Genomic DNA, 24153 nt, shown 5'->3' on the forward strand with positions numbered 1-24153 from the left:
CGTCACCTCAGCTTCGGGTCGAGGGCGTCGCGGACCGCGTCGCCGAGCATGATGAAGGCCAGGACCGTGAGGGCGAGGGCGCCCGAGGGCCACAGCAGGGCGTGCGGGGCGTTGCGGACGTAGGGGGAGGCGGCGGAGATGTCGATGCCCCAGGAGACGCTGGGCGGTTTGAGGCCGACGCCGAGGTAGGACAGGGTCGCCTCCAGGGCGATGTAGGTGCCGAGCGCGATGGTCGCGACGACGATCACGGGCGCCACGGCGTTCGGGGCGATGTGCCGGAGCAGGATGCGGGCGTCCGAGGCGCCGAGGGCGCGGGCGGCCTGGACGTAGTCGTTCTGCTTGGCGGTGATGACGGAGCCGCGCGCGATCCGGGAGATCTGCGGCCAGCCGAGCAGCACCATGAACCCGATGACCGGCCAGACCGTATTGCTGGTCACGACGGAGAGGAGGACGAGACCGCCGAGGACGACCGGGATGGCGAAGAAGATGTCGGTGAGCCGGGACAGCACGGAGTCCCAGACGCCGCCGTAGTAGCCCGCGAGACCGCCGAGCACCGAACCCAGCAGAGCCACCCCGAGCGTGGCGCACAGGCCGACCGTGACGGACGCACGGGCACCGTAGACGGTGCGCGTGTACACGTTGCAGCCCTGGCCGTCGTACCCGAACGGGGCGCCCGGTGCCGGGCCGTCCTGGGCCTTGGCCAGATCGCAGGTCAGGGGGCTGCCGGAGGCGATCGCCGAGGGCCACAGCGAGATGAAGACCAGGAAGAGGATGACCAGGGCGGAGAGCAGGAAGACCGGGTTGCGGCGCAGGTCGTGCCAGGCGTCGGACCACAGCGAGCGGGGCTTGCCGGCCGGCTCGGTGATCCGCGGTCCCGCCGGCGCCGGCTCCAGCGTGGCCGCCTCGCTCGCGCCGAGGTCCATCGCGCCGCCCATGCCGGTGCCGGCGATCGCGCGCTCGGGCTCGTACGGCTGCTCAGGCATAGCGGATCCTCGGGTCGAGTACGGCGTACAGCAGGTCGACGAGGAGGTTGGCGACCAGGAAGACGAGGACGAGCACGGTCACGAAGCCCACGACGGTCTGGGTGTTCTGGCGCAGGATGCCCTGGTAGAGCTGGTAGCCGACGCCGTGGATGTTGAAGATCCGCTCGGTGACGATCGCGCCGCCCATCAGCGCGCCGATGTCGGTGCCGATGAAGGTGACCACGGGGATGAGCGAGTTGCGCAGCAGGTGCCGGGTGACGACCCGGTGCCGGGGCAGGCCCTTGGCGATGGCCGTGCGGACGTAGTCGGACCGCTTGTTCTCGGCGATGGAGGTGCGGGTCAGCCGGGTGACGTAGGCGAGCGAGACGGAGGCGAGGACCAGGCCGGGCACGATCAGTTCGTCGAAGGTGCCGTAGCGCACCGAGGGTCTGATCCAGTGCCATGTGATGCCGAGCAGCAGTTGCAGCAGCAGACCGGTGACGAAGGTCGGGACGGAGATCACGACCAGGGTGGCCAGCAGCACCCCGGAGTCGACGGGCCGGCCGCGCCGCAGTCCGGTGACGACTCCCAGCGTGATGCCGATGACGATCTCGAAGAAGACGGCCACGATGGTCAGCCGGATGGTGACGGGGAACGCCGTCGCCATCAGCTCGGTGACCGGCTGCCCGTTGAACGCCGTGCCGAAGTCGCCGGTGAAGACGTTCCCCATGTAGGTGAGGTATTGCTGCCACAGCGGCTTGTCGAGGCCGAACTCCCTCTTCAGCTGGGCGGCCGTCGCCGGGTCGCAGGACTGCTCCCCGCACAGACCGGCGACGGGATCACCCATGACGTTCACCATCAGGAAGATCAGCATCGTGGCCCCGACGAACACCGGGATCATCTGGAGCAGTCGCCGGACGACGTAGCGGCCCATGGCGGCTCAGCCGACCTTGATCTCGTTGTAGACGGGGACGCTGAACGGGTTGAGCGCCACGTCGGACAGCCGGTCGGAGTAGCCGGCGCTGCCGTTCTGGTACCAGAGCGGGATGGCCGCCATGTTGTCCCGGACGACCTTCTCGGCCTCCTGGAAGACGGCGACCGACCTGGCGGTGCGCGTCTCGGCGTTGGCCCGGTCCACGAGCCGGTCGAAGTCGGGGTTGGACCACTTGCCGTCGTTGGAGGAGGCGCCCGTGTAGTAGAGCGGCTGGAGGAAGTTCTGGATGAGCGGGTAGTCCATCTGCCAGCCCGCCCGGAACGGACCGGTCATCTTGCGCTGCCCGATCCGGTTGCGGAAGTCGGCGAAGGTGCCGACCGGGTTGCCGACGCAGGCCCTGTCGTCGCCGAGCGCGTTGTTGATGGAGTTGCACACCGCGTCGATCCACTCCCTGTGCGAGCCGCTGTCCGCGTTGTACGTGATCCTGAGCCGGCCGCCGGGGATCCCGCCGCCTTCCTGGATCAGCTCCTTCGCCCGGGCGGGGTCGTAGTCGCACGCCCTGCCGCACAGGCCGGCCTTGAAGCCGCCGTCCGCGCCGAGGACCGGGGAGGTCCAGTCGGTGGCCGGGGTCCGGGTCTTCCGGAAGATCGTGTCGGTGATCTGCCTGCGGTTGATCGCCATGGACAGACCGGTGCGGACCTTCTCCGCTCCGGGCCGGTTCCAGGCCTTGTCGTAGTACGGGAAGGCGAGGGTCTGGATGATGCCGGCGGGGGCGTTGATGTACCGGCCGCCGAGATCTCCCCTGACGTTCTTCAGCTGCGCGGCGGGGATGTCGTCGACGAGGTCGAGGTTGCCGGCCAGGAGGTCGGTGTAGGCGGTGTTGCTGTCGGTGTAGACCAGAAGGGTCACGCCGTCGTTGCGCGCTTTGTCCGGCCCCGGGTAGCCGTCCCACTTCCTGAGGTACATCTGCGCGCCCTTGGTGTAGGAGGCGATGGTGTACGGGCCGTTGCCGACGGGCTTCCGGACCCAGGCCGCGTGGTCGGTGAAGAACACGCGGGGCAGCGGGGCGAAGGCCGCGTAGCCGAGGGTGTCGGGGAAGCCGGAGAACTTCTGGTTCAGGGTGACGGTGAAGGTGCGGTCGTCGACGACCTTCAGTCCTGACAGCGTGTCGGCGCGCTGGGCGCCGCTGTCGGGATGGACCTCGTCGTAGCCGTCGATGTAGCCGAAGAAGTAGGCGTTCTTCTGGTTGTTGCGCAGGCTCGCCCCGTAGTTCCAGGCGTCGACGAAGGACCGGGCGGTGACCCTCTCTCCGTCGGAGAAGGTCCAGCCGTCCTTGATCCTGACGGTGAAGTGCCGCGAGTCCCGGGTGACGATGGACCGGGCCAGCCAGTCCTGGGCCCTGCCGGTCCTCGGGTCGTACTTCTTCAGCCCGCGGAAGATCATGTCGAGGACCTTGCCGCCCTGCACCTCGTTGGTGTTCGCCGGTTCGAGCGGGTTCTGCGGATCGCCCCAGGAGGAACTGAGCACGGCGCCCCCGTTGCCACCGCCGCCGCCCCAGCCCCATCCGCCCCCGCAGGACGTGACCGCGAGCGCCGTCGCGACCGCACCGGCGGCCCAGCGAGCGTGCGCGATGCGACGCATGGCGTGCCTCCTCCGTGAGCCTCGGGCGCTTGCCGGTCGATATCGACACATACCGCGCATAACGCTAGGGCACAGCCCGATTGAGCCGCCTTTAGAGGGACACGTCATCCGAATGCAGGCAGCACCCCACCGCCACTCGGATGATCTTGGGTGACAAGCGCAATAGATCTTCGCGTAACGATGCCGAAACGTTGGATTGGGCCGTTCCGATGTACGCATTTCGACACTCCACCGTCCGCATATCGAACTCCTTGCCCGATTCGCGCAATTAGTCCGATGTGAAGCACGGATTGATTACGGGGCGCTACCCGCGTAGCTACAGAATGGTCAACGCCGAGTAAAGAAGGTAAAGAGACAACCAAGGCGGTCGAGAATTTATTGACCTTGAATGAATTGCGTTGAAAAAGTCCGGCGTAGCCCGTAGGGGAGCGCCCTGCGGAGTCATCAGACCCTCCCTTGGGCCAGGAGCACCATGACCCCCCCAACTCCATCTGCGGCTGCCCCGCTTGAGGTGACCGACGAGACCGTCGAGAAGTCGACCACTTCGGACGGCTCGAAGGGCAGTGAGAGCAGGTCCCCCGGACAGCTGGCTTGGCTTCGTTTCAAGCGGGACCGTACGGGCGTCATCTCGGCGGTCATCGTGATCGCCTTCTTCGTGGTCGGCCTCGCCGCGCCGCTCATAGCGAAGCTGTACGGCAAGGACCCGTACACGACGTACGGGCTCAACACGCCCGGCCTGCTGGGCGACAACGGCCTTCCGGCGAAGCCGAACGGCGGCATCGACGGCGACTTCTGGTTCGGCATCGACCCGCAGCTCGGCCGTGACGTCTTCACCTTCCTGCTGTACGCGATCCGCAACTCGCTGCTGATCTCCACGGCCATCACGATCCTCGTCATGATCGTCGGTGTGGTGATCGGTGTCACCGCCGGTTACATCGGCGGCAAGACGGACTGGCTCCTCGGCCGGGTCATCGACATCCTGCTCGCCTTCCCGCAGCAGCTGTTCTTCGTGGCGTTCACGCCGGTGATCCTCAACCTCTTCGTGGCGAGCAACGAGGACACGCCCACCTCGATCGTCGTGATCTCCCTGATCACCCTGCTGGTGGCGTTCGGCTGGGCCTCCATCGCCCGACTGCTGCGCGGTCAGGTACTGGCCCTGCGCGAGCGTGAGTTCGTCGAGGCCGCGAAGGTGACGGGCGCCTCTCCGGCCCGGATCATCTTCAAGGAACTGCTGCCCAACCTGTGGACGCCGATCCTGATCCAGGGCACGCTGCTGCTGCCCGCGATGGTCACCACGGAGGCCGGCCTCGCGTTCCTCGGCGTCGGCATGCAGGACCCGACCCCCGACTGGGGCGTCATGATCGGGTACGCCGCCGGCTTCTACCAGGACGACTTCACCTTCCTGCTCTTCCCCGGCATCACGATGGTCGTCTTCGTCCTGGCGTTCAACCTCCTCGGTGACTCGCTGCGCGACGCGCTCGACCCGAAGACCAAGCGCTGACTCCGGCCCACTTCAGGACCACGGCGAAGGCGCCGGGGTGCCGGACTTCTCTCATCAACTCACTCCAAGGCAGGATGCGATGTCCTTCTCGCGCAGAAACTTCCTGATAGCCACCGGCGTTGCCGCCGCCTCCACCTCCGTGCTGTCCGCGTGCAGCAGCGGCAACTCCAGCAGCAACGGCACCGGCAAGCAGGAAGCGGCCAAGGCCCACACCACCACCGTCAAGATCGGCACGGCGGCGGACTCGCAGGGCCCGGCTCCGGAGGTCTCCGGCGCCAAGAAGGGCGGCAAGGTCTACCTGCTGAACGACGACGACTTCTCGCACCTCGACCCGCAGCGCGTCTACTACGCCTGGAACTCGCTGGCGGCGGTCGTCCTCTCCCGCACCCTGACCGGCTACAAGGTCGGTGACGACGGCTCCATGACGCTCGTCGGCGACCTCGCCACCGACACGGGCACCATGAAGGACGGCGGCAAGACCTGGTCCTTCACCCTGAAGGACGGCGTCAAGTGGGAGGACGGCTCCGACGTCACCGTCGACGACGTCCGCCACGGCTTCGAGCGCGCCTTCGCCAACTTCGTCACCGAGGGCGCCGTCTACGTCCAGACCTGGCTGACCGGCTCGCAGGAGTACCGCAAGTCGTACCCCGGTCCGTTCAAGGGCAACAAGCACCTCAAGTCGATCGTGACGAGCGGGAAGACCATCACCTTCCACCTCGCCGAGGCGCGCCCGGACTTCAACTACGTCCTCGCGATGCACTCGTACGCGCCGACCCCGGTGAAGCACGACACCAAGCAGGACTACGACAGGAAGCCGTTCTCGAACGGCCCCTACAAGATCAAGTCGCACCAGACCGACAAGTCGATGGTGCTGGTCCGCAACGAGCACTGGGACGCGAAGACGGACCCGATCCGCAACGCCTACCCGGACGAGTTCGACTTCAGCTTCGGCATCGAGGCGGAGACCGCCGCCGACCGGCTGATCGCCGACTCGGGCAACGACCAGTACGCCGTGTCCTGGCGGACCGTCCCGCAGTCGAAGGTCCAGCAGGCCACCGCCAAGGCGAAGGACCGCCTCTTCGAGGACCTGAGCAGCGGCACCAGCGTCTACTGGATCAACCAGACCCGCGTCACCGACATCAAGGTCCGCGAGGCCATCATCAAGGCCTGGCCGACCGCCGGCATCCGCTCCATCCAGGGCGGCCTGCACCGCGGTGACTACGCGACCGGCATCATGAGCCCGCTCGTCGCCGGCTACGAGTCGCAGGACGTCTGGGGCAAGCTGAAGAAGCCGGCGGGCGACCCGGCCGCCGCGAAGGCGGTCCTGAAGAAGGCCGGCAAGCTCGGCACCAAGGTCGTCTACGCCTACCAGCAGGACCCGATCAACGCCAAGGTCAAGGTCGTCGTCGAGAACGCCCTGAAGGCGGCCGGCTTCGACGTGGTCACCAAGGGCATCGACTCCACCACCTGGTACGACCAGATCGGCAAGATCGACAACGAGTACGACATCTACTGGGGCGGCTGGTCCGCGGACTGGCCGACCGGTTACTCGGTCTTCCAGCCGCTGTTCGACAGCCACAACGTGGTGGACCAGGGCACCAACTACTGCCACCTGAAGAACGCCGACGTCGACGCGGCCATCAAGGCCGCCACGGCGGAGACGGACCAGACCAAGGCCAACAAGATGTGGGCCGCCCTGGACAAGCAGGTCACGGAGCTGGGCGCCTTCATCCCCGACGTCTACATGAAGCGTCTGTACCTGCACGGCTCGAAGCTCGGCAACGTCAAGATGGACCCGAACTTCGACGGCTGCATGCTCTACAAGATGTACGTCAAGGCCTGATCCACACCTGAGAGGTGGGGCGGCTCCGGCCGCCCCGCCCTCGGCTCGTCCTCCGGGCCCCCGGTCACCCCGGCCCGGCCCGTTCCGCACGACGGCCCTCCCAGGAAAGCCAACCCCCATGCTTCGCTTCCTCGTCCGCCGGTTCATCGGCGCCGTGATCACGCTGGTCATCATCAGCGCGATCACGTTCATGCTCTTCTACGCGGTGCCGCGCGACCCGGCCCGTGTCGCCTGTGGCAAGGTCTGCACGCCGGAGACGCTCGACGTGATCCGGCACAACATGGGGATATCGGACTCGCTGCCGGTCCAGTACTGGCACTGGCTCGAGGCCATCTTCGTGGGACGGGACTACGAGGGCTTCGGGCACTGCGACGCCCCGTGCCTGGGCTACTCGTTCATCAACCGCCAGCCCGTGCTCGGCACGGTGTGGGATCGCTTCCCGACGACGGCCTCCCTCGCCATCGGTTCCTCGGTCGTCTTCCTGATCTTCGGTATCGGCACCGGCATGCTCGCCGCGGTGAAGCAGGGCAAGGCCCTCGACAAGATCGCCAGCTCCGCCTCGCTGATCGCCTCGTCGATGCAGATCTACTTCGTCGGCCCGGTCGCCCTGTACCTCCTCGTGTACCAGTCGCACCTGCTGCAGCAGCCCTCGTACACCCCCTTCAGCGAGAACCCGGGCGCCTGGTTCACCGGCCTGCTCGTCCCCTGGCTGGTCCTGGCCCTGATCTGGACCGCCAACTACACCCGTATGACCCGCTCGCAGCTGGTCGAAACGCTCAGCGAGGACTACGTCCGCACGGCCCGCGCCAAGGGCATGTCCCGGCGCAACGTCTTCTTCCGCTTCGCCTGGCGCGGCGCGATGGGCCCGATCGTCACCATCTTCGGCATCGACATGGGCGTCCTGCTCGGCGGCGCGATGATCACCGAGAAGACCTTCAGCCTCCAGGGCCTCGGCATGCTCGCGGTGAAGTCGGTGACCAACAACGACCTGCCGATGCTGCTCGGCGTCATGATCGTCACGGCCGCGTTCGTGGTGGTCGCCAACATCGTCGTCGACGCCTGCTACGCCCTGATCGACCCGCGGATCCGGCTCGCCTGACCCCGCCCTCCACCACCAGCTACCCCGCATCACCCCCCTCTGGAGCGTCCCCGTGACGAGCACCGATTCGCAGCCCTTCCTGTCCATCAAGGACCTGAAGGTGCACTTCTCGACCGAGGACGGCGTCGTCAAGGCCGTCGACGGCCTGTCCTTCGACCTCGTACGCGGCAAGACGCTGGGCATCGTGGGCGAGTCGGGGTCCGGCAAGTCGGTCACCAACCTGACCATCCTGGGCCTGCACAACCCGGACAGCACCAAGGTCGAGGGCTCCATCGAGCTGGACGGCGAGGAGCTGAACGGCGCCTCGGAGAAGACCCTCGAGAAGCTCCGCGGCAACAAGATGGCGATGATCTTCCAGGACGCCCTGGCCTCGCTGTCGCCGTACCACACCATCGGCACGCAGATCGGCGAGGTGTACCGCAAGCACACCGGCGCCTCCAAGCAGGAGGCCCGGGCGCGGGCGATCGAGATGCTGAGGCGCGTCGGCATCCCGCAGCCGGACAGCCGGGTCGACAACTACCCGCACGAGTTCTCCGGCGGTATGCGCCAGCGCGCGATGATCGCCATGGCGCTGGTCTGCGACCCGGAGCTGCTGATCGCCGACGAGCCGACCACCGCGCTCGACGTGACCGTGCAGGCCCAGATCATGGACCTGCTCAAGGACCTTCAGCAGGAGTTCGGCACCGCGATCATCTTCATCACCCACGACCTGGGGGTGATCGCGGACATCGCCGACGACGTGCTGGTGATGTACGGCGGCCGGTGCGTGGAGCGCGGCACGAAGGCGGAGGTGCTGCGCACCCCGCAGCACCCCTACACCTACGGTCTGCTCGGTTCCATGCCGAGCCTGGAGGGCCCGCTCGACGTGCCGCTGAACCCGATCCCGGGCTCGCCGCCGTCGCTGCTGAACCCGCCGTCCGGCTGCCGCTTCCACCCGCGCTGCGCCTTCGCCGACAAGGTCGAGGGCGGCAGGTGCGCGAAGGAGCGCCCGCTGCTGGAGATCGTGGACGGTCGCGGAAACGCCTGCCATCTGACCGACGAGCAGCGCCGCGAGTTTCTCGACACGGCCGCCACGGCCCACTGACGTAAGAGACGGGATTTCACCACCATGAGCAGCACCACTCCCCTCCTGGACGTCTCCGGGCTGACCAAGCACTTCCCGATCAAGGGCGGCTTCCCGATCCGCCGCACGGTCGGTGCGGTGCAGGCCGTCGACGGTCTCGACTTCCAGGTCGCCGAGGGCGAGAGCCTGGGCCTGGTCGGCGAGTCCGGCTGTGGCAAGTCGACCACCGGCCGGCTCATCACCCGCCTGCTGGAGCCCACGGCCGGCAAGATCAGCTACCGCGGCCAGGACATCACGCACGCGGGCCGCAAGGAACTGGCGCCGATCCGGTCCGAGATCCAGATGATCTTCCAGGACCCGTACGCGTCGCTGAACCCGCGGCACACGGTCGGCAAGATCATCTCCGGTCCGATGGAGATCAACGGCATCAACCCGGAGGGCGGCCGGGAGAAGCGGGTCCGCGAACTCCTGGAGATCGTCGGCCTCAACCCCGAGCACTACAACCGCTTCCCGCACGAGTTCTCCGGCGGCCAGCGCCAGCGCATCGGCGTCGCCCGCGCGCTCGCGCTGAACCCCAAGCTGATCGTCGCCGACGAGCCGGTCTCCGCCCTGGACGTCTCCATCCAGGCCCAGGTCGTCAACCTGCTCCAGAAGGTGCAGAAGGAACTCGGCATCGCGTTCGTGTTCATCGCCCACGACCTGGCCATCGTGCGGCACTTCTCCCAGCGCGTCGCGGTCATGTACCTGGGCAAGATCGTCGAGATCGCCGACCGCGAGGACCTGTACGACAACCCGCGCCACCCCTACACGCGGGCCCTGCTGTCCGCCGTGCCCGAGGCCACGGTGGACGAGGCGCCGCGGGAGCGCATCCGGCTGACCGGTGACGTGCCGTCGCCGATCAACCCGCCCTCCGGCTGCCGCTTCCGCACCCGGTGCTGGAAGGCGACCGAGAAGTGCGCGACGGAGGCCCCGCCGCTGGTGCAGGTGGAGGGCAACAAGCCGGGCCACCTGACGGCCTGCCACTACCCGGAGACCGAGGCCACGATTCCGGCCCCCCGTCTCTCCAAGGACCCCGAGGCGGCGGCCTGACACACCCCTTTCCGTCAGCCGCCCCCTTCCGGAACGGACTTTCACCGGCCCATTGACCCGAGCCCATGAACGTCCGCTCCAGGGGACGAGGGCCCGCGCCTTCCCAGGCGCGGGCCCTCTTCTGCGTTCCGGGGCCGCATCGACGCCCCTGTCGAGCGACGGACTTCGGGAAGTGCTCCGTTCCTGACACACCGTTCAGCATCGTGTGTCACACTGCCGCGGTGGTAGATCATGCCTTTGCCGATCTCACGCTCGCCGCGCTGTACGACCCTCTCCATCCCCGGGGGCCGGGCGACGACTTCTACCTCGGTCTGCTGCGGGAGGCCGGGTCCGTGCTGGACGTCGGCTGCGGCACCGGACAGTTACTGCGCCGGGCCCGGGCCGAAGGGCACCGGGGGCGGCTGCTGGGGCTCGATCCCGCCGCCGCCATGCTCGTCCAGGCCCGGCAGGCGCGGCCCGACGTCGAGTGGGTGCTCGGCGATGTACGGGTGCGGCCGTGGCGGCAGGAGTTCGACCTCGCCGTGATGACCGGGCACGCCTTCCAGGAACTGGTGACGGACGAGGAGATCCGGGTCTGTCTGCGCGCCGTCCGCGCGGCCCTGAAGGACGAGGGACGGTTCGTGTTCGAGACCCGGAACCCGGGCGCCCGCGCCTGGGAGCGGTGGACCCCGGACCGCGTCCACGAGATCACCGCCGCCGACGGCACCCCGGTGCGGGTCTGGCACGAGGTGCGGGACGACGGACTGCGCGGGGGCCGGGTGCGCTTCACGGAGACCTACGCCGGCGAGGGCTGGACGGCACCGAAGGTCTGCCACAGCGTCCTTCGCTTCCTCGACGAGGAGTCCCTGGCGGGCTTCCTGGCCGAGGCCGGCCTGACGGTCGTGGCACAGTACGGCGACTGGCAGCGGGGGCCGGTCACACCCACCTCCGCGGAGATCATCACCGTGGCCCGCCGGGCCCCCGACTCCGACGCCGACCGCTTGTGACTTATCGTCACCAGCCGTGCGAGTGACTCCATTTCGGTCACGGCGCGGGCCGATGGTTGCCTTTCCCTGTCGTGATTGTGTTCACCGGAGGATCACTGGTCCTTGATCCTTCCCGGCGGTTAGATTTTCGGCGTGCCCGGGCGTCCGTGATCACCGAGACGCCGTCCTCAGCCGTCTACGACGGTCCTCGTGCCGTGGCTCGGAGTCCCGGACCCTTTCATGGACCACCACATCACCGTTCTCCGGTCGCGCCTGCCCGTATGGCTGCTCCCGCTTCTGTGGACCCTCGCGCTGGGCCTGTGGGGACTGTCCCGGCAGGAGAGCGTGTGGCGGGACGAGGCCGCGACCTGGATGGCGGCCCGGCGGTCCGTCCCCGAGCTCTGGCACCTGCTGGGCCACGTCGATGTCGTGCACGGGCTCTACTACCTGCTGATGCACGCCCTGTTCGCGTGCTTCGGGGCGAGCACCACGACCCTGCGACTGCCCTCGGTCCTCGCCATGGCGGTGGCGGCGGCCTGTGTCGCGGCCATCGGCCACCGGCTGTCCGGCGCCCGGGCCGGTGTGGCCGCCGGACTGGCGTTCGGGCTTCTTCCCGCCGTGCAGTTCTCCCTCCAGGACGGCCGGCCCTACGCCCTCGTGTCCGCGGGCGCCGCACTCTCCACCCTGCTGCTCGTCACCGTGCTCCAGGGCGGCGGCCGCCCCGCGCACTGGGTGGCGTACGGCGGCACGGTGCTGGTGTGCGCGCTGCTGAACTGGCTGTCGCTGCTCGTCCTGCCCGCGCATCTGGCGACCCTGGTGTGGACGAGGGCGGGGCGGGCCGTACGGGTGCGCTGGGTGGTGGCCGCGACGGCCGCGGTCGCCGGCGCGCTGCCGCTGGTCCTGTTCAGCCGCACCCAGTCCCATCAGGTGGCCTGGATCCCGCCGCTCACCTGGCACAAGCTGATCGGCCCCGCGGTCCTGCTGGTGCTCGGCGGTGCCGGGGCCCTGCCGGACCGGCCGCGGGCGCGCCGGCTCTCGTCGGCTGCTGTCGGCCTGCCCCTGCTGGCGGTGCCGCAGCTCGCGCTCATCGGCGTCTCCCTGGTCCAGCCCCTGTACCAGGACCGCTACGTCCTGTTCAGCATGCTGGGCCTGGCCCTGCTGATCGGCGCGTCCCTGGACGCGGCGGCGCGAGCGGCACACCGGCGGTTCCCGCGCGCCTCGTCGTGGATCGTTCCGGTGGCGACCGCACTGGCACTGGTGGCGCTGCTGCCGCAGTCGCTGGCCGTGCGGTCCCCGGCGAGCCGCGTGGACGACGTGCTGGCGGTGGCCGGGCACGTCCGGAAGCTGAAGCGGACGGGGGACGCGGTGGTCTTCCTGCCGGCGGACCGACGTGACGCCGCCGAGGTCTCCCCCGACGACTTCGCCGGGCTGCGCGATGTCGCGCTGGTGCGGGATCCGGTGGAGTCCGGGACGCTGAGGGGCGAGGAGGCCGGTCCGGACCGGATACGGGTCGCGATGCTGGCGGAGCGGCGGATCCTGCTGGTCACCGATGCGCCGGCGGTGGCTCCGCCGGTGTCGGCGGAACGGGACAGGGCGAAGACCGCGGTGCTGAGCCGGTACTTCACCGCGGTGGCGGACCGGCAGGTCCGGGGCCGGCGGGTGACGGTGTACGAACGACGGCACGGATAGCCGGTCGGACGGGACGCGACGCCCACCGGGGCCGGTGCCCGGCCGGAAGGGACGCGACGCCCACCGGGGCCGGTGCCCGGTCGGTGCCCGGTCCCGGTGGGGCCTTCCGCGGCGCCCGTCATCCCTCCCGCTCGGCCTCCGCATCCGCCGTCGGCCCGTCCTCCAGTGCCGCCAGCGCCGGATCCAGCACGATGTCCGCGTCGCGGGGCTCGGTGGTCGGCTCCTCCGGGAAGTGGCAGGCCGTCAGGTGGCCGTCGCGGTTGCCGGAGAGCCGGAGCAGCGGGGGCTCCTCGGTCGCGCACGTGTCCTGCGCCTTCCAGCACCGGGTACGGAACCGGCAGCCGGAGGGCGGTGAGATGGGGGACGGTACGTCACCGGCGAGGCGGATGCGCTCGCGCCGGGGCTCTTCCCCCTCCCCCCGCATCAGGTTCACCTCGGGGACGGCGGACAGCAGGGCGTGGGTGTAGGGGTGGCGCGGGCGGGTGTAGATGGAGTCACGGTCACCCACCTCGATGATCTTGCCGAGGTACATCACCGCCACGCGCTGCGAGAAGTGCCGTACGACGGCCAGGTCGTGGGCGATGAACACGAACGCGATGCCCAGTTCCCGCTGCACCTGCTGGAGCAGGTTGACCACCTGCGCCTGGATGGAGACGTCCAGCGCGGAGACCGGCTCGTCGGCCACGATCAGCTTGGGCTCCAGGGCCAACGCCCGTGCCACGCCGATGCGCTGGCGCTGGCCGCCGGAGAACTCGTGCGGGAAGCGGTTGTAGTGCTCGGGGTTGAGACCGACGATCTCCAGGAGTTCGCGGACCCGCTTCTCCCGGCCGCCCTCCGGATCGATGCCGTTGATCTCCATCGGACCAGAGATGATCTTGCCGACCGTCTGCCGCGGGTTCAGCGACGAGTACGGGTCCTGGAAGATCATCTGGATCTCGGAGCGGATCGGCGCCAGCTGCCTGCGGGTGGCGTGGCTGATGTCCCGGCCGCGGTAGGTGATCGTGCCGTGGGTCGGCTCCAGCAGGCGGGTGATGAGCCGGCCCGTGGTCGACTTGCCGCAGCCCGACTCGCCGACCAGGCCGAAGCTCTCCCCCGCGTGCACGACGAGGTCGAGGCCGTCGACGGCCTGCACCGCGCCCACCGTGCGGCGGATCGGGAAGCCGCCCTTGACCGGGAAGTGCTTGACCAGCCCCGAGACCTGGAGCAGCGGCTCCGGCGCCACGGCGTCACCGGTCTCGCGGGGGGCGGGGAGGACCAGGTCCTCTTTCATGACGGTTGTCCTCCTAGCCCAGCCGGGGCCTGATCTCTTCGACGAAGATGGTGCGTTTCTGTTCCGTGCCGAGGTGGCACGCGGAGGAGCGGTCCGGTCCCAGCAGGGGGCGCTCGGTGGCGCAGCGGTCGCCGCCGACCCGGTCCCGGAAGGTGCACCGGGGGTGGAAGCGGCAGCCGGGCGGTGGGGTGAGCAGGCTCGGCGGGGTGCCGGGGATGGGCGAGAGCGGGGTGCCGAGGTCGGAGTCGAGCCGCGGCATGGAGTTCAGCAGACCCCAGGTGTACGGGTGCTGCGGCGATCTGAGGACCTCGTCGACGGTGCCGCGCTCCACCGCGCGCCCGGCGTACATGACCATGATGTCGTCGGCCATGTCGGCGATGACCCCGAGGTCGTGGGTGATGAAGACGATCCCCGTGCCGAACTCCCGCTGGAGGTCCTTGAGCAGGTCCAGGATCTGCGCCTGCACGGTCACGTCGAGGGCCGTGGTCGGCTCGTCGGCGATCAGCAGGTCGGGGTCGCAGACCAGCGCCATGGCGATCATCGCGCGCTGGCGCATACCGCCGGAGAACTGGTGCGGGTAGTCGTGGGCCCGCTCCTTGGGGTGGGGGATGCCGACCTTGGCGAGCATCTCCACGGCGCGCTCCCAGGCGGCCTTCTTCGAGGCGCCGTTGTGCTTCATGTACGGCTCGGCGATCTGCCGGCCGATGGTGTAGAAGGGCGACAGCGCGGTGAGGGGGTCCTGGAAGATCATCGCCACCCGGTTGCCGCGCAGCCGCTCCATCTCCTTCTCGGTGGCGGTGATGAGTTCCTTGCCGTCGAGGACGATCTCGCCGTCGACGGTCGTGAACAGCGGGTCGTGCAGTCCGAGGATCGTCAGGTTGGTGACCGACTTGCCCGAACCCGACTCGCCCACGATGCCGAGGGTCGTCCCGCGGTCCAGGTCGAAGGAGAGTCCGTCGACGGCCTTGACCGGGCCGTCCTCGGTGGAGAACGTCACCTGGAGATCGCGCACCGAGAGGAATCCGTCCGGCCCGGTCGGGGCCGGTGCGCCCTCGGCCTTGGTCACTGTGGTCACGATGGCTGTTTCCTTCTAGGAGAGCCGGATGCGGGGGTCGATCCACGCGTAGGTGATGTCGGTCAGGATGTTGATGAGCAGGATGAAGAAGGCGCCGAACAGCATCACGCCCATCGTCAGCGGCAGGTCCTTGTTGACCGCGCCGTCCACGGCGAGCCGGCCGATTCCCTGGAGGGAGAAGGTCAGTTCGGTGACGACGGCGCCGCCCAGCATGGAGCTGACGTCGATGCCGAGCACGGTGACGATCGGGATGAGCGAGCCGCGCCAGGCGTAGCGCAGGAAGACGTATCTGCGGGACATGCCCTTGGCGCGGGCGGTGCGCACATGGTCCTCGGCGAGCTGCTCGATCATCGACGAGCGCGCCATACGCGTGTACTGCGCGGTGAAGATCGTGGCCATCACGCAGACCGGGATCGACATCCCGACGAACCATCCGACGGGGTCCTGGGTGAGGGGCACGTACTTCGGGTCCTCCATCCAGCCGGTGCCGTAGACGAGGATCGTCAGCACGATGGGGCCGAGGAAGTAGATCTGGAAGGAGCTGAGCACCATGGAGGCGCCGGTGGCGACCTTGTCCACCAGCGTCCCGCGCCGGTAGGCGGCGATCATGCCCGCGCCGACGCCGATGAGCAGGAAGACGACCGCGCCGCCGGCGGTCAGCGTGAGGGTCAGCGGGAACCGGTCCATGATGGTGCCCCAGACCATGTCCCCCGAGTAGAACGAGATGCCCAGGCAGGGGGCCGAGCAGTGGCCGGTCGGGTAGTCGCGGCCCGTCACGATGCCGGACATGAAGTCCCAGAACTGCTGGGCCAGGGGCAGATTGAGGCCGAGGGCGTCCCGGATGTCCGCCAGCCGCTGGGGCGAACAGTCCTTGCCGCAGGCCAGTGAGGCGTAGTCGGAGGGTGCGGCCACGAACAGGAAGAAGGTCGCCGCCCCGATGAGGAAGAGCGTGACGAAGGCGCCGAGCGTGCGCCGGATGATGAACTGAAGCATGGCGGGCTGGCTGCTCTCTGCGGAGACGGTGGGTGGGGTGCGCTCGGAGGCGGGGGCTCGCCCCCAGCGGAGCGCACCCCCGTCATCGGCCGCGGGTCACGACTTCAGGTACAGCCGGGTGATGTCGATGAGGCTGGACACGGAGCCGTAGCGGGCACCGCCCACGTGGGAGCCGGAGATCTGGAACTGCTTCGTGTACCACAGCGGGGCCGCCGGGATGACGTTCTCCAGCAGGTAGTGCTGCGCTTCCTTCCAGGTCTTGGCGGCCTCGGTCGGCTCCTGGGTCAGCGCCTTCTTGATCAGGCCGTCGACCTTCGGGTCCTTGACGTGCGAGTAGTTCGCGGAGCCGTCGAAGACCTGCGAGCCGTCGTAGATCGGGGTGACGACCGTGCCCGGGGACGGCCAGTCCTGGCCCCAGCCGGTGATGTACATGTCGTACGGGTTCTTGAGCTTGCCGATCTGCTCGTAGTAGCTCGCCGCGTCGACCTCCTTGGCGACGACGTCGAAGCCGACCTTGGTGAGCGCGTCCTCGATGGCGACCTTGCGCTTCTGGCCGGCCTCGCTGTTGGCGTAGGCGAAGACGACCTTCTTCTCGGCGGCCGGGACGGTCTTGAGGATCTCCTTGGCCTTGGCGATGTTGCCCTGCGGGGTCTTCAGCCGGCCGTAGGGGTCGTAGGCCGCCTCGTAGCCGGGCAGCGTCGGCGCGAAGTAGTTCGGCGCCACGTCACCGCCGTAGGCACCGCCCTCGCCGGCGATGAGGGACTTGGAGTTGACCGCGTAGGTGGCGGCCTCGCGCACCTTCTTGTCCTTGACCCGGTCGAGGTTGAAGGTCAGCGTCATGACGTAGGGCTGGTAGCCCTTGACGGTGCGCTTGCTGGCCTCCGGGTTGTTGATGACGTCCTGGATCTGGGTGGCCTCGACGCCGTTGGTGAGCTGGATGGCGTTCTTGTTGTCGCCCTCGTCGGCGATCAGACGCTTGGTCTGGGTCGACTCGGTGACGCCGAACTGGATGGTGAAGCCGTCCACGTACTGGTGGCGCACGGAGTCGGTCTTCGGGTCCCAGTTGGTGTTCTTCACCAGTTTCAGGGTCTTGCCGGCCTTGTTCTCGGCGATCTTGTACGGGCCGGTGGCGACCGGCTTCTTCTCGTACCTCTCCTTGGTGTCGGCCTTCGCCGGGACGACGGCGTAGCCGGCCATGGCGAGCGTCTGCGGCAGGTCCGGGCGCGGCTGGTCGAAGTGGAGGACCACCGTCTTGTCGTCGGGGGTGTCCAGCACCGAGGCCGGCAGGTGCTTGCCGTCGAAGCCGCCGCCGGGCAGGGCCTTGCGGTAGTCGGAGCCGCTCAGCCAGGTCTGCAGATAGGTCGGGCCGTCGAAGATGAACTTCGCGTACAGCCGCTCGATGCTGTGCCGGACGTCGGCCGAGGTGATGGCGTCGCCGTTCTCGTCCTTGATCCCGTCCTTCAGCGTGAAGGTCCAGGTCTTGCCGCCGTCGGAGGACTTGCCGGAGTCGGTGGCGAGGTCGCCGACGACCGACACGTTGCCCTTGTCGTCCTCCTGGAACTGGGTCAGCCGGCGGAAGAGCAGGTTGGCGACCTGGCCGGCGTCGGAGACGTAGATCTGGCCGGGGTCCAGGTGGGACAGGCCCGCCTCCTGGTACACGGTGATCGTGCCGCCGGGCTTGGCACCGGGCACGTCCTTGGCGGGGCCGGTCGATCCCACGGCGTCGACGTAGGTGACCGCTTTCGACTGGACCGCCGCCTCCTTCTGGTCCTTCTCGGAGTCCTTGCCGGACTTGCCGCCCTCGTTCTTCGAGCAGGCCGTGAGAGCCAGGGAGCCGGCCGCGATGGCGATCACTACGGCACGGGCTCCGCGGGCGCGATGAGACATCATGTGGCGAATCCACCTACCTGTCGGTTGTTATCCGTGAGATCTGCCGGGCGCCGGCCGGACGGGCCGGCGGGGGCGGCAGCCACCCCCCACCCAACGGACGTCCTATCGCCCGGACTTGGGGTCGAACGCGTCCCGTACGGAGTCCCCGAGGAGGTTGAAGCACAGGACGAAGATCACCAGTGCCATGCCGGGGAAGAACATGAAGGCCGGGTCCTGCTCGGCGTACCGGGCGCCGGCGGCGAAGAGGCGTCCCCAGTCGGGCGTGGGCTCGACGAAGCCGACGCCCGCGAAGGACAGGAAGGCGATGCTGAGGATGGTGCTGGGCAGCTGGTACGTGAACTGCACCAGGATCGGGGTGACGACGTTGGGCAGGATCTCCTTGCGCACGATGCGCCACGGCGAGGCGCCCGAGACCTTCGCGGCCTCCACGAACTCCCGCTCGCGCAGGGACAGTACGGTGGACCGGACCAGTCGGGCCATGCCCATCCAGCCCAGCAGCCACAGCACGATCAGCATGGCCAGGGCGCGGAAGTAGGTCGGCGTCTCCTCGCGGGGGTCCACGAAGAACGAGGTCACGACGGGCATGAAGGCGATGAAGAAGAGCTGCTGGGGGAAGGAGAGGAAGAAGTCGGTGCCACGGCCGAGCCAGTAGTCCGTACGGCCGCCGAAGTACCCGCCGATCAGGCCGATCACGACACCGGTGAGCATGACGAGGACGGTGATGCCGAGCGCCATGTACAGCGAGGTGCGCATGCCGTACAGCAGCATGGCGTAGAGGTCGCGGCCGTACTGCGGTTCGACGCCGAACCAGTGGTCGCCGGAGACGCCGCCCAAGTAGCCGAGCGGCAGACCGAATTCATCGAGTATCGGCTGGTCGGCGTAGGTGGGATCCTGGCCGTACAGGGTGTACGGATCGGTGCCCGGCAGCTTCGCGAGCAGGGGCGCGAGCAGGGCGACGAGGAAGTAGCCCAGCACCACCACCGCGCAGATGACGCCCGTGCGGTCGCGCCGGAAGCGCAGCCACATCAATCGGCCGGGGGACCGGCCCACGAGCGTGACGGCCGCACTCCTCGTCTCCGGCTCTGGTTCGCCGCCGACGACAACCGGTGCCCCGCCGCCCTCTGTATCGATAGGACTTGTCACGGTTTGTCCGTTTCACAGGTATAAGTGTGAGAGGTACCCGCGTACTCCGATGACGCGCGTGACCGCAGTCGGACGCGCGTAGTTACTGGGGTTCCCTCCTCATGACCTCACGTGTTCACCAACAGGAGGGGGGTTTCCGTCTGCCCTCCGACACCCCTGACGGAGGGTCAGACACCCCCTGGTGCTCGTGAGTCGGCGCTGTCCCCACAGCGCGAGACCCATTGACCCGAGCGCTACGCGGCTAACTATCTGTCATGGGTCGACCACCGACCACTGCCCGTAGATCTCAATTCAGTCACAGCTCGCGCCTACACCTTCCAAAATCTGGACAAACTGTTCGCCGGAAGAAGGCGCGAAACGGACTTGTTACATGGGTATCGGGCACCGATCTCCGCATGCCGGACAAACGGCTCCCGAAAACGGGTTGCAAAAAGCCCGGGTACCCCCATCGAGGGGGTACCCGGGCTCAACTACGCCTGGGTCAGCCGTGCTTGGCGCGGCTCGCGGCGCGCGCCCGCTCCCGCTGGTCGAGGTTGACCTTGCGGATGCGAATCGCCTCCGGGGTCACCTCGACGCACTCGTCGTCGCGGCAGAACTCCAGCGACTGCTCCAGGGAGAGCTTGCGCGGCGGGACGATGGCCTCGAACGAGTCGGCCGACGAGGACCGCATGTTCGTGAGCTTCTTCTCCTTGGTGATGTTCACGTCCATGTCGTCGGAGCGCGAGTTCTCACCGACGATCATGCCCTCGTACACCTCGGTGCCCGGCTCGGTGAACAGCACGCCGCGCTCCTGGAGGTTCGTCATCGCGAACGCGGTGACCGCGCCGGCGCGGTCGGCGACCAGGGAGCCGTTGTTACGGGTCTGCAGGGTGCCGAACCACGGCTCGAAGCCCTCGTGGATGGAGTGGCCGATGCCGGTGCCGCGGGTCTGGGTCAGGAACTCGGTGCGGAAGCCGATCAGACCGCGGGAGGGCACCACGAACTCCATGCGCACCCAGCCCGAGCCGTGGTTGGACATGTTGTCCATCCGGCCCTTGCGGACACCCATGAGCTGGGTGACGGCACCCATGTGCTCCTCGGGGACGTCGATCGTCATGCGCTCGACCGGCTCGTAGGTCTTGCCGTCGACCTGCTTGGTGACGACCTGCGGCTTGCCGATGGTCAGCTCGAAGCCCTCGCGGCGCATCTGCTCGACCAGGATGGCGAGCGCCAGCTCACCACGGCCCTGGACCTCCCAGGCGTCCGGACGCTCGGTGTCCAGCACGCGCAGCGAGACGTTGCCGATCAGCTCGCGGTCCAGGCGGTCCTTGACCTGGCGGGCGGTGACCTTGCGGTCCTTGACCGCCGCCTTGGCGTCGGCACCCTTGCCGGTGCCGCCGCGGCCGACCAGCGGGGAGGTGTTGGTGCCGATGACCATGGAGATGGCCGGCTCGTCCACCGTGATCAGCGGGAGCGGGATCGGGTTCTCGGTGTCGGCGAGGGTCTCGCCGATCATGATCTCCGGGATGCCGGCGACCGCGCAGATGTCACCCGGGCCGGCCTTCTCGGCGGGCTTGCGGGTGAGCGCCTCGGTCATCATCAGCTCGGTGATGCGGACGTTGCTGATGGAGCCGTCACGCTTGATCCAGGCGACCGTCTGGCCCTTGCGCAGCTCGCCCTGCTCGACGCGGAGCAGCGCGATACGGCCGAGGAAGTTGTCGGCGTCGAGGTTGGTGACGTGGGCCTGGAGCGGCGCGTCCTCCTCGTACGTCGGGGCCGGGATGTGCTCCAGGATCGTGGAGAAGAACGGCTCCAGGCTGTCGCTGTCGGCCGGGACCGTGCCGTCGGCCGGCTTGGTCAGCGAGGCCACGCCGTCACGGCCGCAGGCGTAGACGATCGGGAACTCGATCTGGTCCTCGTCCGCGTCCAGGTCGAGGAAGAGGTCGTAGGTCTCGTTGACGACCTCGTCGATCCGGGAGTCCGGACGGTCCGTCTTGTTGATGCAGAGGATGACGGGCAGGCGCTGCTGGAGGGCCTTGCGCAGCACGAAGCGGGTCTGCGGCAGCGGGCCCTCGGAGGCGTCGACCAGCAGCACGACACCGTCGACCATCGACAGGCCGCGCTCGACCTCGCCGCCGAAGTCGGCGTGGCCGGGGGTGTCGATGATGTTGATGGTGATCGGCTCGCCGCCGTCCTTGGGGTGGTACTTCACCGCCGTGTTCTTGGCGAGGATCGTGATGCCCTTCTCACGCTCCAGGTCGTTCGAGTCCATGACCCGATCGTCGACCTGGTCGAGCTGGTGGGCGGCGAACGCGCCGGCCTGCTTCAGCATGCCGTCGACGATGGTGGTCTTGCCGTGGTCGACGTGAGCGACGATGGCGACATTGCGGATGTCGTGGCGCGTGGCCATGGTGTGGCGTACTCCCGGAGTGTGAGGACTGCCCTGCGCGTACGTCCGTGTCGCGCGGGCACCGCCGGGCTGGACACGCCACGGCCTCACCCCATGGTACGTGGCCTTCGCAGTCGGGGCTCGCCGGGCCGCCCTACCCCTTGCTCGGGCTCGCCGACACCTTCGCTCCCTTCTTCAGGAATCCCATGTCCTCGTAGACCGGCGTCTGGAAGCCGAAGGCCCCCGCGTTGACCAGATTCTTCCGTGCTCCCACCAGCTGAGGGCGCTGGTAGAGCGGGATCGAGCCGGCGGCGGCCCAGATCCGGGAGTCGGCCTTTCTGATCAGGTCCCGCGCCTCGTCCTCGTCCAGCGCGCTCGCGGCCTCGTCGAAGAGCTGGTCGACCTGGTCCGTACCGACCCGGGTGTAGTTCTGTTCGACGTTCACCGAGCCGTCCGCCGCCGGGACCGGCTTGGCGTAGACGGGCCGGGCGTCCGTCGCCGGGAAGGCGGAGGACGGCCACGAGTACAGGGCCAGGTCGTAGTCGCCGGCCGCGATGTGGTCCTTGAAGTAGCTCTCGTCCGAGACCTTGGTGATCGTCGCGCGGATGCCGACCTGCTCCAGCATCGCCGAGATCCGCCCGGCGACCGAGTTCAGGGTGTCCGAGCCGGGCCCGGAGGGCAGGACGAAGCGCAGCGCGAGCGGCTTGCCGTCCTTGGCGAGCGGGCCGGCCGGCGCGGCGGCCGGGGCGGCCGTGCCCTTGGGGGCGTAGGCGCCGGGCGCGCCGCCGTGCCTGCCCTCCTGCGCGAGGTGCTGGTCGGCGCGCTCGCGCTGGTCACCGGGGGACTCGTGGTGCTTGCCCTTGCCGTCGCGGGCCTTCTCGTCCTCGCCGACGACGTACTCGCCGTCCTCGCCGCCGCTCGACTCGTCCTCGGTGTGGCTCTCGGGGCCGGCCGCCTTCTCGCTCTTCTTCTCCTGCGCGAGCGGGCCGCCGCGCACCCAGCCGGCGTCGGCGAGCAGCGCCTGCGCCTCCTTCGCGTCCTGGTTGCCGAGCGCGCCGCTGTTGTCGGCGTAGGCGGCCTGCCCGGACAGGGCGAGGTGGCTGCCGACCGGGACGGCGGGCAGCCCCAGCGGGGTCAGCACCAGCCGCGCCAGCTCCGTGCGGTCCAGGGCGCGGGCGACGGCCCGGCGGACCCGTTCGTCGGCGAGGGGGCCCGTGGAGCCGTTCAGCGCGAGCTGGGTGTAGGCGGGCTCCAGGGACTTGCGGACCTCGACGTCCCGCAGCGCCTGCTGCTGCTCCAGGTACCGGGTGACGGCCTTGCGGAGCTTCTGCTTGCCGGCGTGCACCTCGTCGGAGTGGAGGCCGTGCGCGAGGGCCCAGTCGCGCAGCTTCGTCACGGAGGTCCGGCCGGAGCCCTGGAGCGGGGTGCCGGTGCCCTTCGTCCGGGCCGCCAGCCCGATCCGCTGCGCGTCGGAGGAGTCGATCTCGGCCAGGTCCGCGCTGCCGTCGGCGAGCGCGATGTCCCGGTTCTCGCGCTTCACCGTGTGCAGCACGATCTCGTTGAGCTTGGCGGGCCTGCCCCACCAGCGCGGGTTGCGGGTGAGGACGACGTCCTTCTTGGCGGTGTCGATCTTCTCCACCCGGAAGGGGCCGGCGGTGACCGTCAGCTTGCGGCGGGCGCCGTCGTTGAAGGCGTCCGGGGTGCCCATGACGTCCTTCGGGTACAGCGGGGAGAACAGCGACCTCCAGTCGGCGTAGGGGCGGGAGAAGGTGACCCTGACCTGGAGGTCGTTGGCGCCGCGCTCGATCTTGGCGATGCGGTCGTAGCCGGCGTTGCGGGCGGTCCAGTACGCGCTGTTCGTGCCGGACAGGGCGCGCCACTGGGCGACGAAGTCGGCGGCGCCGATCTCCCGGCCGTCGCTCCAGACGGCCTGCTGGTTCAGCTTGTACAGCACGACCTGGCGCGGCTCGGTCTCGATGACCTTGGCGGACTCCAGATAGGCGGGGTTGGCCTCCGGGCGTCCCTTGGCGTCCAGCCGGAACATCGACGGCAGCACGGCCTGGGCGACGCGGGCGGTGGCCGCGTCGGCGTCGGCCTGGAAGGTGTTCAGGGTCTCCGGGACCGCGTCGACGGCCCACTTCAGGGTGCCGCCGTCGGCGACCAGGTCCCGGGCGACCGGGGCGATGTCCTGTCCGGCGAGGGGGCTGCCGGCCTCGTCGACGTCGGAGCCGCAGCCGGCGAGCAGCGGCACGGCGAGGGTGCCGGCGGTGAGGAAGGCGAGGGCGCTGCGCCGGGCGAGCCACGACGTCCGGGAGTGCCGCGTTGTGCCGTCGGTCGTCCGCAGGCGCGTCGTGGCTGGTCGCGCAGTTTCCCGCGCCCCTACGGGCCGCGGGCACTGCCGAACGTCGTAGGACATCTCTGCTACCTCCGAGGAGCCACGGGCCTTATGCTCACATTTGTCGGTATATGGAGCTGATCACTATTGGCGGTATATGGAGCTGATCAGATCTACGCGGCCACTGAAGAGGAAAGGATCCGGCAACAGCGGGCGACACGGCGGCAACGGCCGGTAAGCCCACCCGTGCGGCGCAACACACCCGGCGATGCACCCGTACGCCTCGGCCAATC

General features: G+C 68.8%; 17 protein-coding genes. 7 read left to right on the top strand and 10 right to left on the bottom strand.

Annotation, left to right across the window (positions count from 1 at the left end):
* Positions 1–2: 2 nt before the first annotated feature.
* From ACZ7KF_RS33390 to ACZ7KF_RS33400, 3 genes are read right to left on the bottom strand one after another with little or no spacing between them, the layout of a single operon-like run.
* Positions 3–983 (bottom strand): ABC transporter permease, encoded by a 981-nt coding sequence (locus ACZ7KF_RS33390; protein WP_471083562.1) that lies wholly within the window; start codon positions 981–983, stop codon positions 3–5.
* Complete coding sequence (locus ACZ7KF_RS33395; protein ID WP_471083565.1) at positions 976–1896, bottom strand: ABC transporter permease; 921 nt, start codon at positions 1894–1896, stop codon at positions 976–978. The genes ACZ7KF_RS33390 and ACZ7KF_RS33395 overlap by 8 nt, the downstream gene beginning before the upstream one ends.
* A gap of 6 nt (positions 1897–1902) precedes the next feature.
* Entirely contained in the window at positions 1903–3537 is a 1635-nt protein-coding gene (locus ACZ7KF_RS33400; RefSeq protein WP_471083568.1) for a peptide ABC transporter substrate-binding protein, read from the bottom strand.
* Between the two features lie 511 nt (positions 3538–4048).
* Here ACZ7KF_RS33400 and ACZ7KF_RS33405 point away from each other — a divergent pair.
* The 7 genes from ACZ7KF_RS33405 to ACZ7KF_RS33435 all read left to right on the top strand — a co-directional run bounded on the left by ACZ7KF_RS33405 (position 4049) and on the right by ACZ7KF_RS33435 (position 12786).
* The gene (locus tag ACZ7KF_RS33405) at positions 4049–5038 is read left to right on the top strand and encodes an ABC transporter permease (protein ID WP_471083571.1); all 990 of its coding nucleotides are present in this window, start codon (positions 4049–4051) and stop codon (positions 5036–5038) included.
* Between the two features lie 79 nt (positions 5039–5117).
* Entirely contained in the window at positions 5118–6881 is a 1764-nt protein-coding gene (locus tag ACZ7KF_RS33410; RefSeq protein ID WP_471083574.1) for an ABC transporter substrate-binding protein, read from the top strand.
* Positions 6882–6999: 118 nt separating this feature from the next.
* Positions 7000–7980, top strand: coding sequence for an ABC transporter permease (locus ACZ7KF_RS33415; protein ID WP_471083577.1), 981 nt, complete (start codon positions 7000–7002; stop codon positions 7978–7980).
* Positions 7981–8032: 52 nt separating this feature from the next.
* A complete protein-coding gene (locus tag ACZ7KF_RS33420; protein WP_471083580.1) occupies positions 8033–9064 on the top strand; it encodes an ABC transporter ATP-binding protein in 1032 nt (343 codons plus the stop codon).
* Positions 9065–9088: 24 nt separating this feature from the next.
* Positions 9089–10132 carry an ABC transporter ATP-binding protein gene (locus ACZ7KF_RS33425; RefSeq protein ID WP_471083583.1) on the top strand — a complete coding sequence of 348 codons (1044 nt, stop codon included), beginning with the start codon at positions 9089–9091 and terminating at the stop codon, positions 10130–10132.
* A 221-nt stretch (positions 10133–10353) separates the two neighbouring features.
* Complete coding sequence (locus tag ACZ7KF_RS33430) at positions 10354–11118, top strand: class I SAM-dependent methyltransferase (RefSeq protein WP_471083586.1); 765 nt, start codon at positions 10354–10356, stop codon at positions 11116–11118.
* Positions 11119–11337: 219 nt separating this feature from the next.
* Complete coding sequence (locus ACZ7KF_RS33435; protein WP_471083589.1) at positions 11338–12786, top strand: glycosyltransferase family 39 protein; 1449 nt, start codon at positions 11338–11340, stop codon at positions 12784–12786.
* 118 nt (positions 12787–12904) lie between these two features.
* On the opposite strand, the gene ACZ7KF_RS33440 is transcribed toward ACZ7KF_RS33435, so the two are convergent.
* The 7 genes from ACZ7KF_RS33440 to ACZ7KF_RS33470 form a co-directional block, all read right to left on the bottom strand.
* Positions 12905–14056 (bottom strand): ABC transporter ATP-binding protein, encoded by a 1152-nt coding sequence (locus tag ACZ7KF_RS33440; protein WP_471083592.1) that lies wholly within the window; start codon positions 14054–14056, stop codon positions 12905–12907.
* Between the two features lie 13 nt (positions 14057–14069).
* Complete coding sequence (locus tag ACZ7KF_RS33445) at positions 14070–15131, bottom strand: ABC transporter ATP-binding protein (protein WP_471083595.1); 1062 nt, start codon at positions 15129–15131, stop codon at positions 14070–14072.
* Positions 15132–15146: 15 nt separating this feature from the next.
* Positions 15147–16124, bottom strand: coding sequence for an ABC transporter permease (locus ACZ7KF_RS33450; protein ID WP_471083598.1), 978 nt, complete (start codon positions 16122–16124; stop codon positions 15147–15149).
* 96 nt (positions 16125–16220) lie between these two features.
* Positions 16221–18014 carry an ABC transporter substrate-binding protein gene (locus ACZ7KF_RS33455; protein ID WP_471083601.1) on the bottom strand — a complete coding sequence of 598 codons (1794 nt, stop codon included), beginning with the start codon at positions 18012–18014 and terminating at the stop codon, positions 16221–16223.
* Between the two features lie 102 nt (positions 18015–18116).
* Positions 18117–19157 (bottom strand): ABC transporter permease, encoded by a 1041-nt coding sequence (locus ACZ7KF_RS33460; protein WP_471083604.1) that lies wholly within the window; start codon positions 19155–19157, stop codon positions 18117–18119.
* Positions 19158–19638: 481 nt separating this feature from the next.
* Entirely contained in the window at positions 19639–21546 is a 1908-nt protein-coding gene (gene typA / locus ACZ7KF_RS33465; protein ID WP_471083607.1) for a translational GTPase TypA, read from the bottom strand.
* A 133-nt stretch (positions 21547–21679) separates the two neighbouring features.
* Positions 21680–23941, bottom strand: coding sequence for an ABC transporter family substrate-binding protein (locus ACZ7KF_RS33470; RefSeq protein WP_471083610.1), 2262 nt, complete (start codon positions 23939–23941; stop codon positions 21680–21682).
* Positions 23942–24153 lie beyond the last annotated feature (212 nt).

The organism is Streptomyces sp. NPDC038200 (assembly GCF_055600785.1).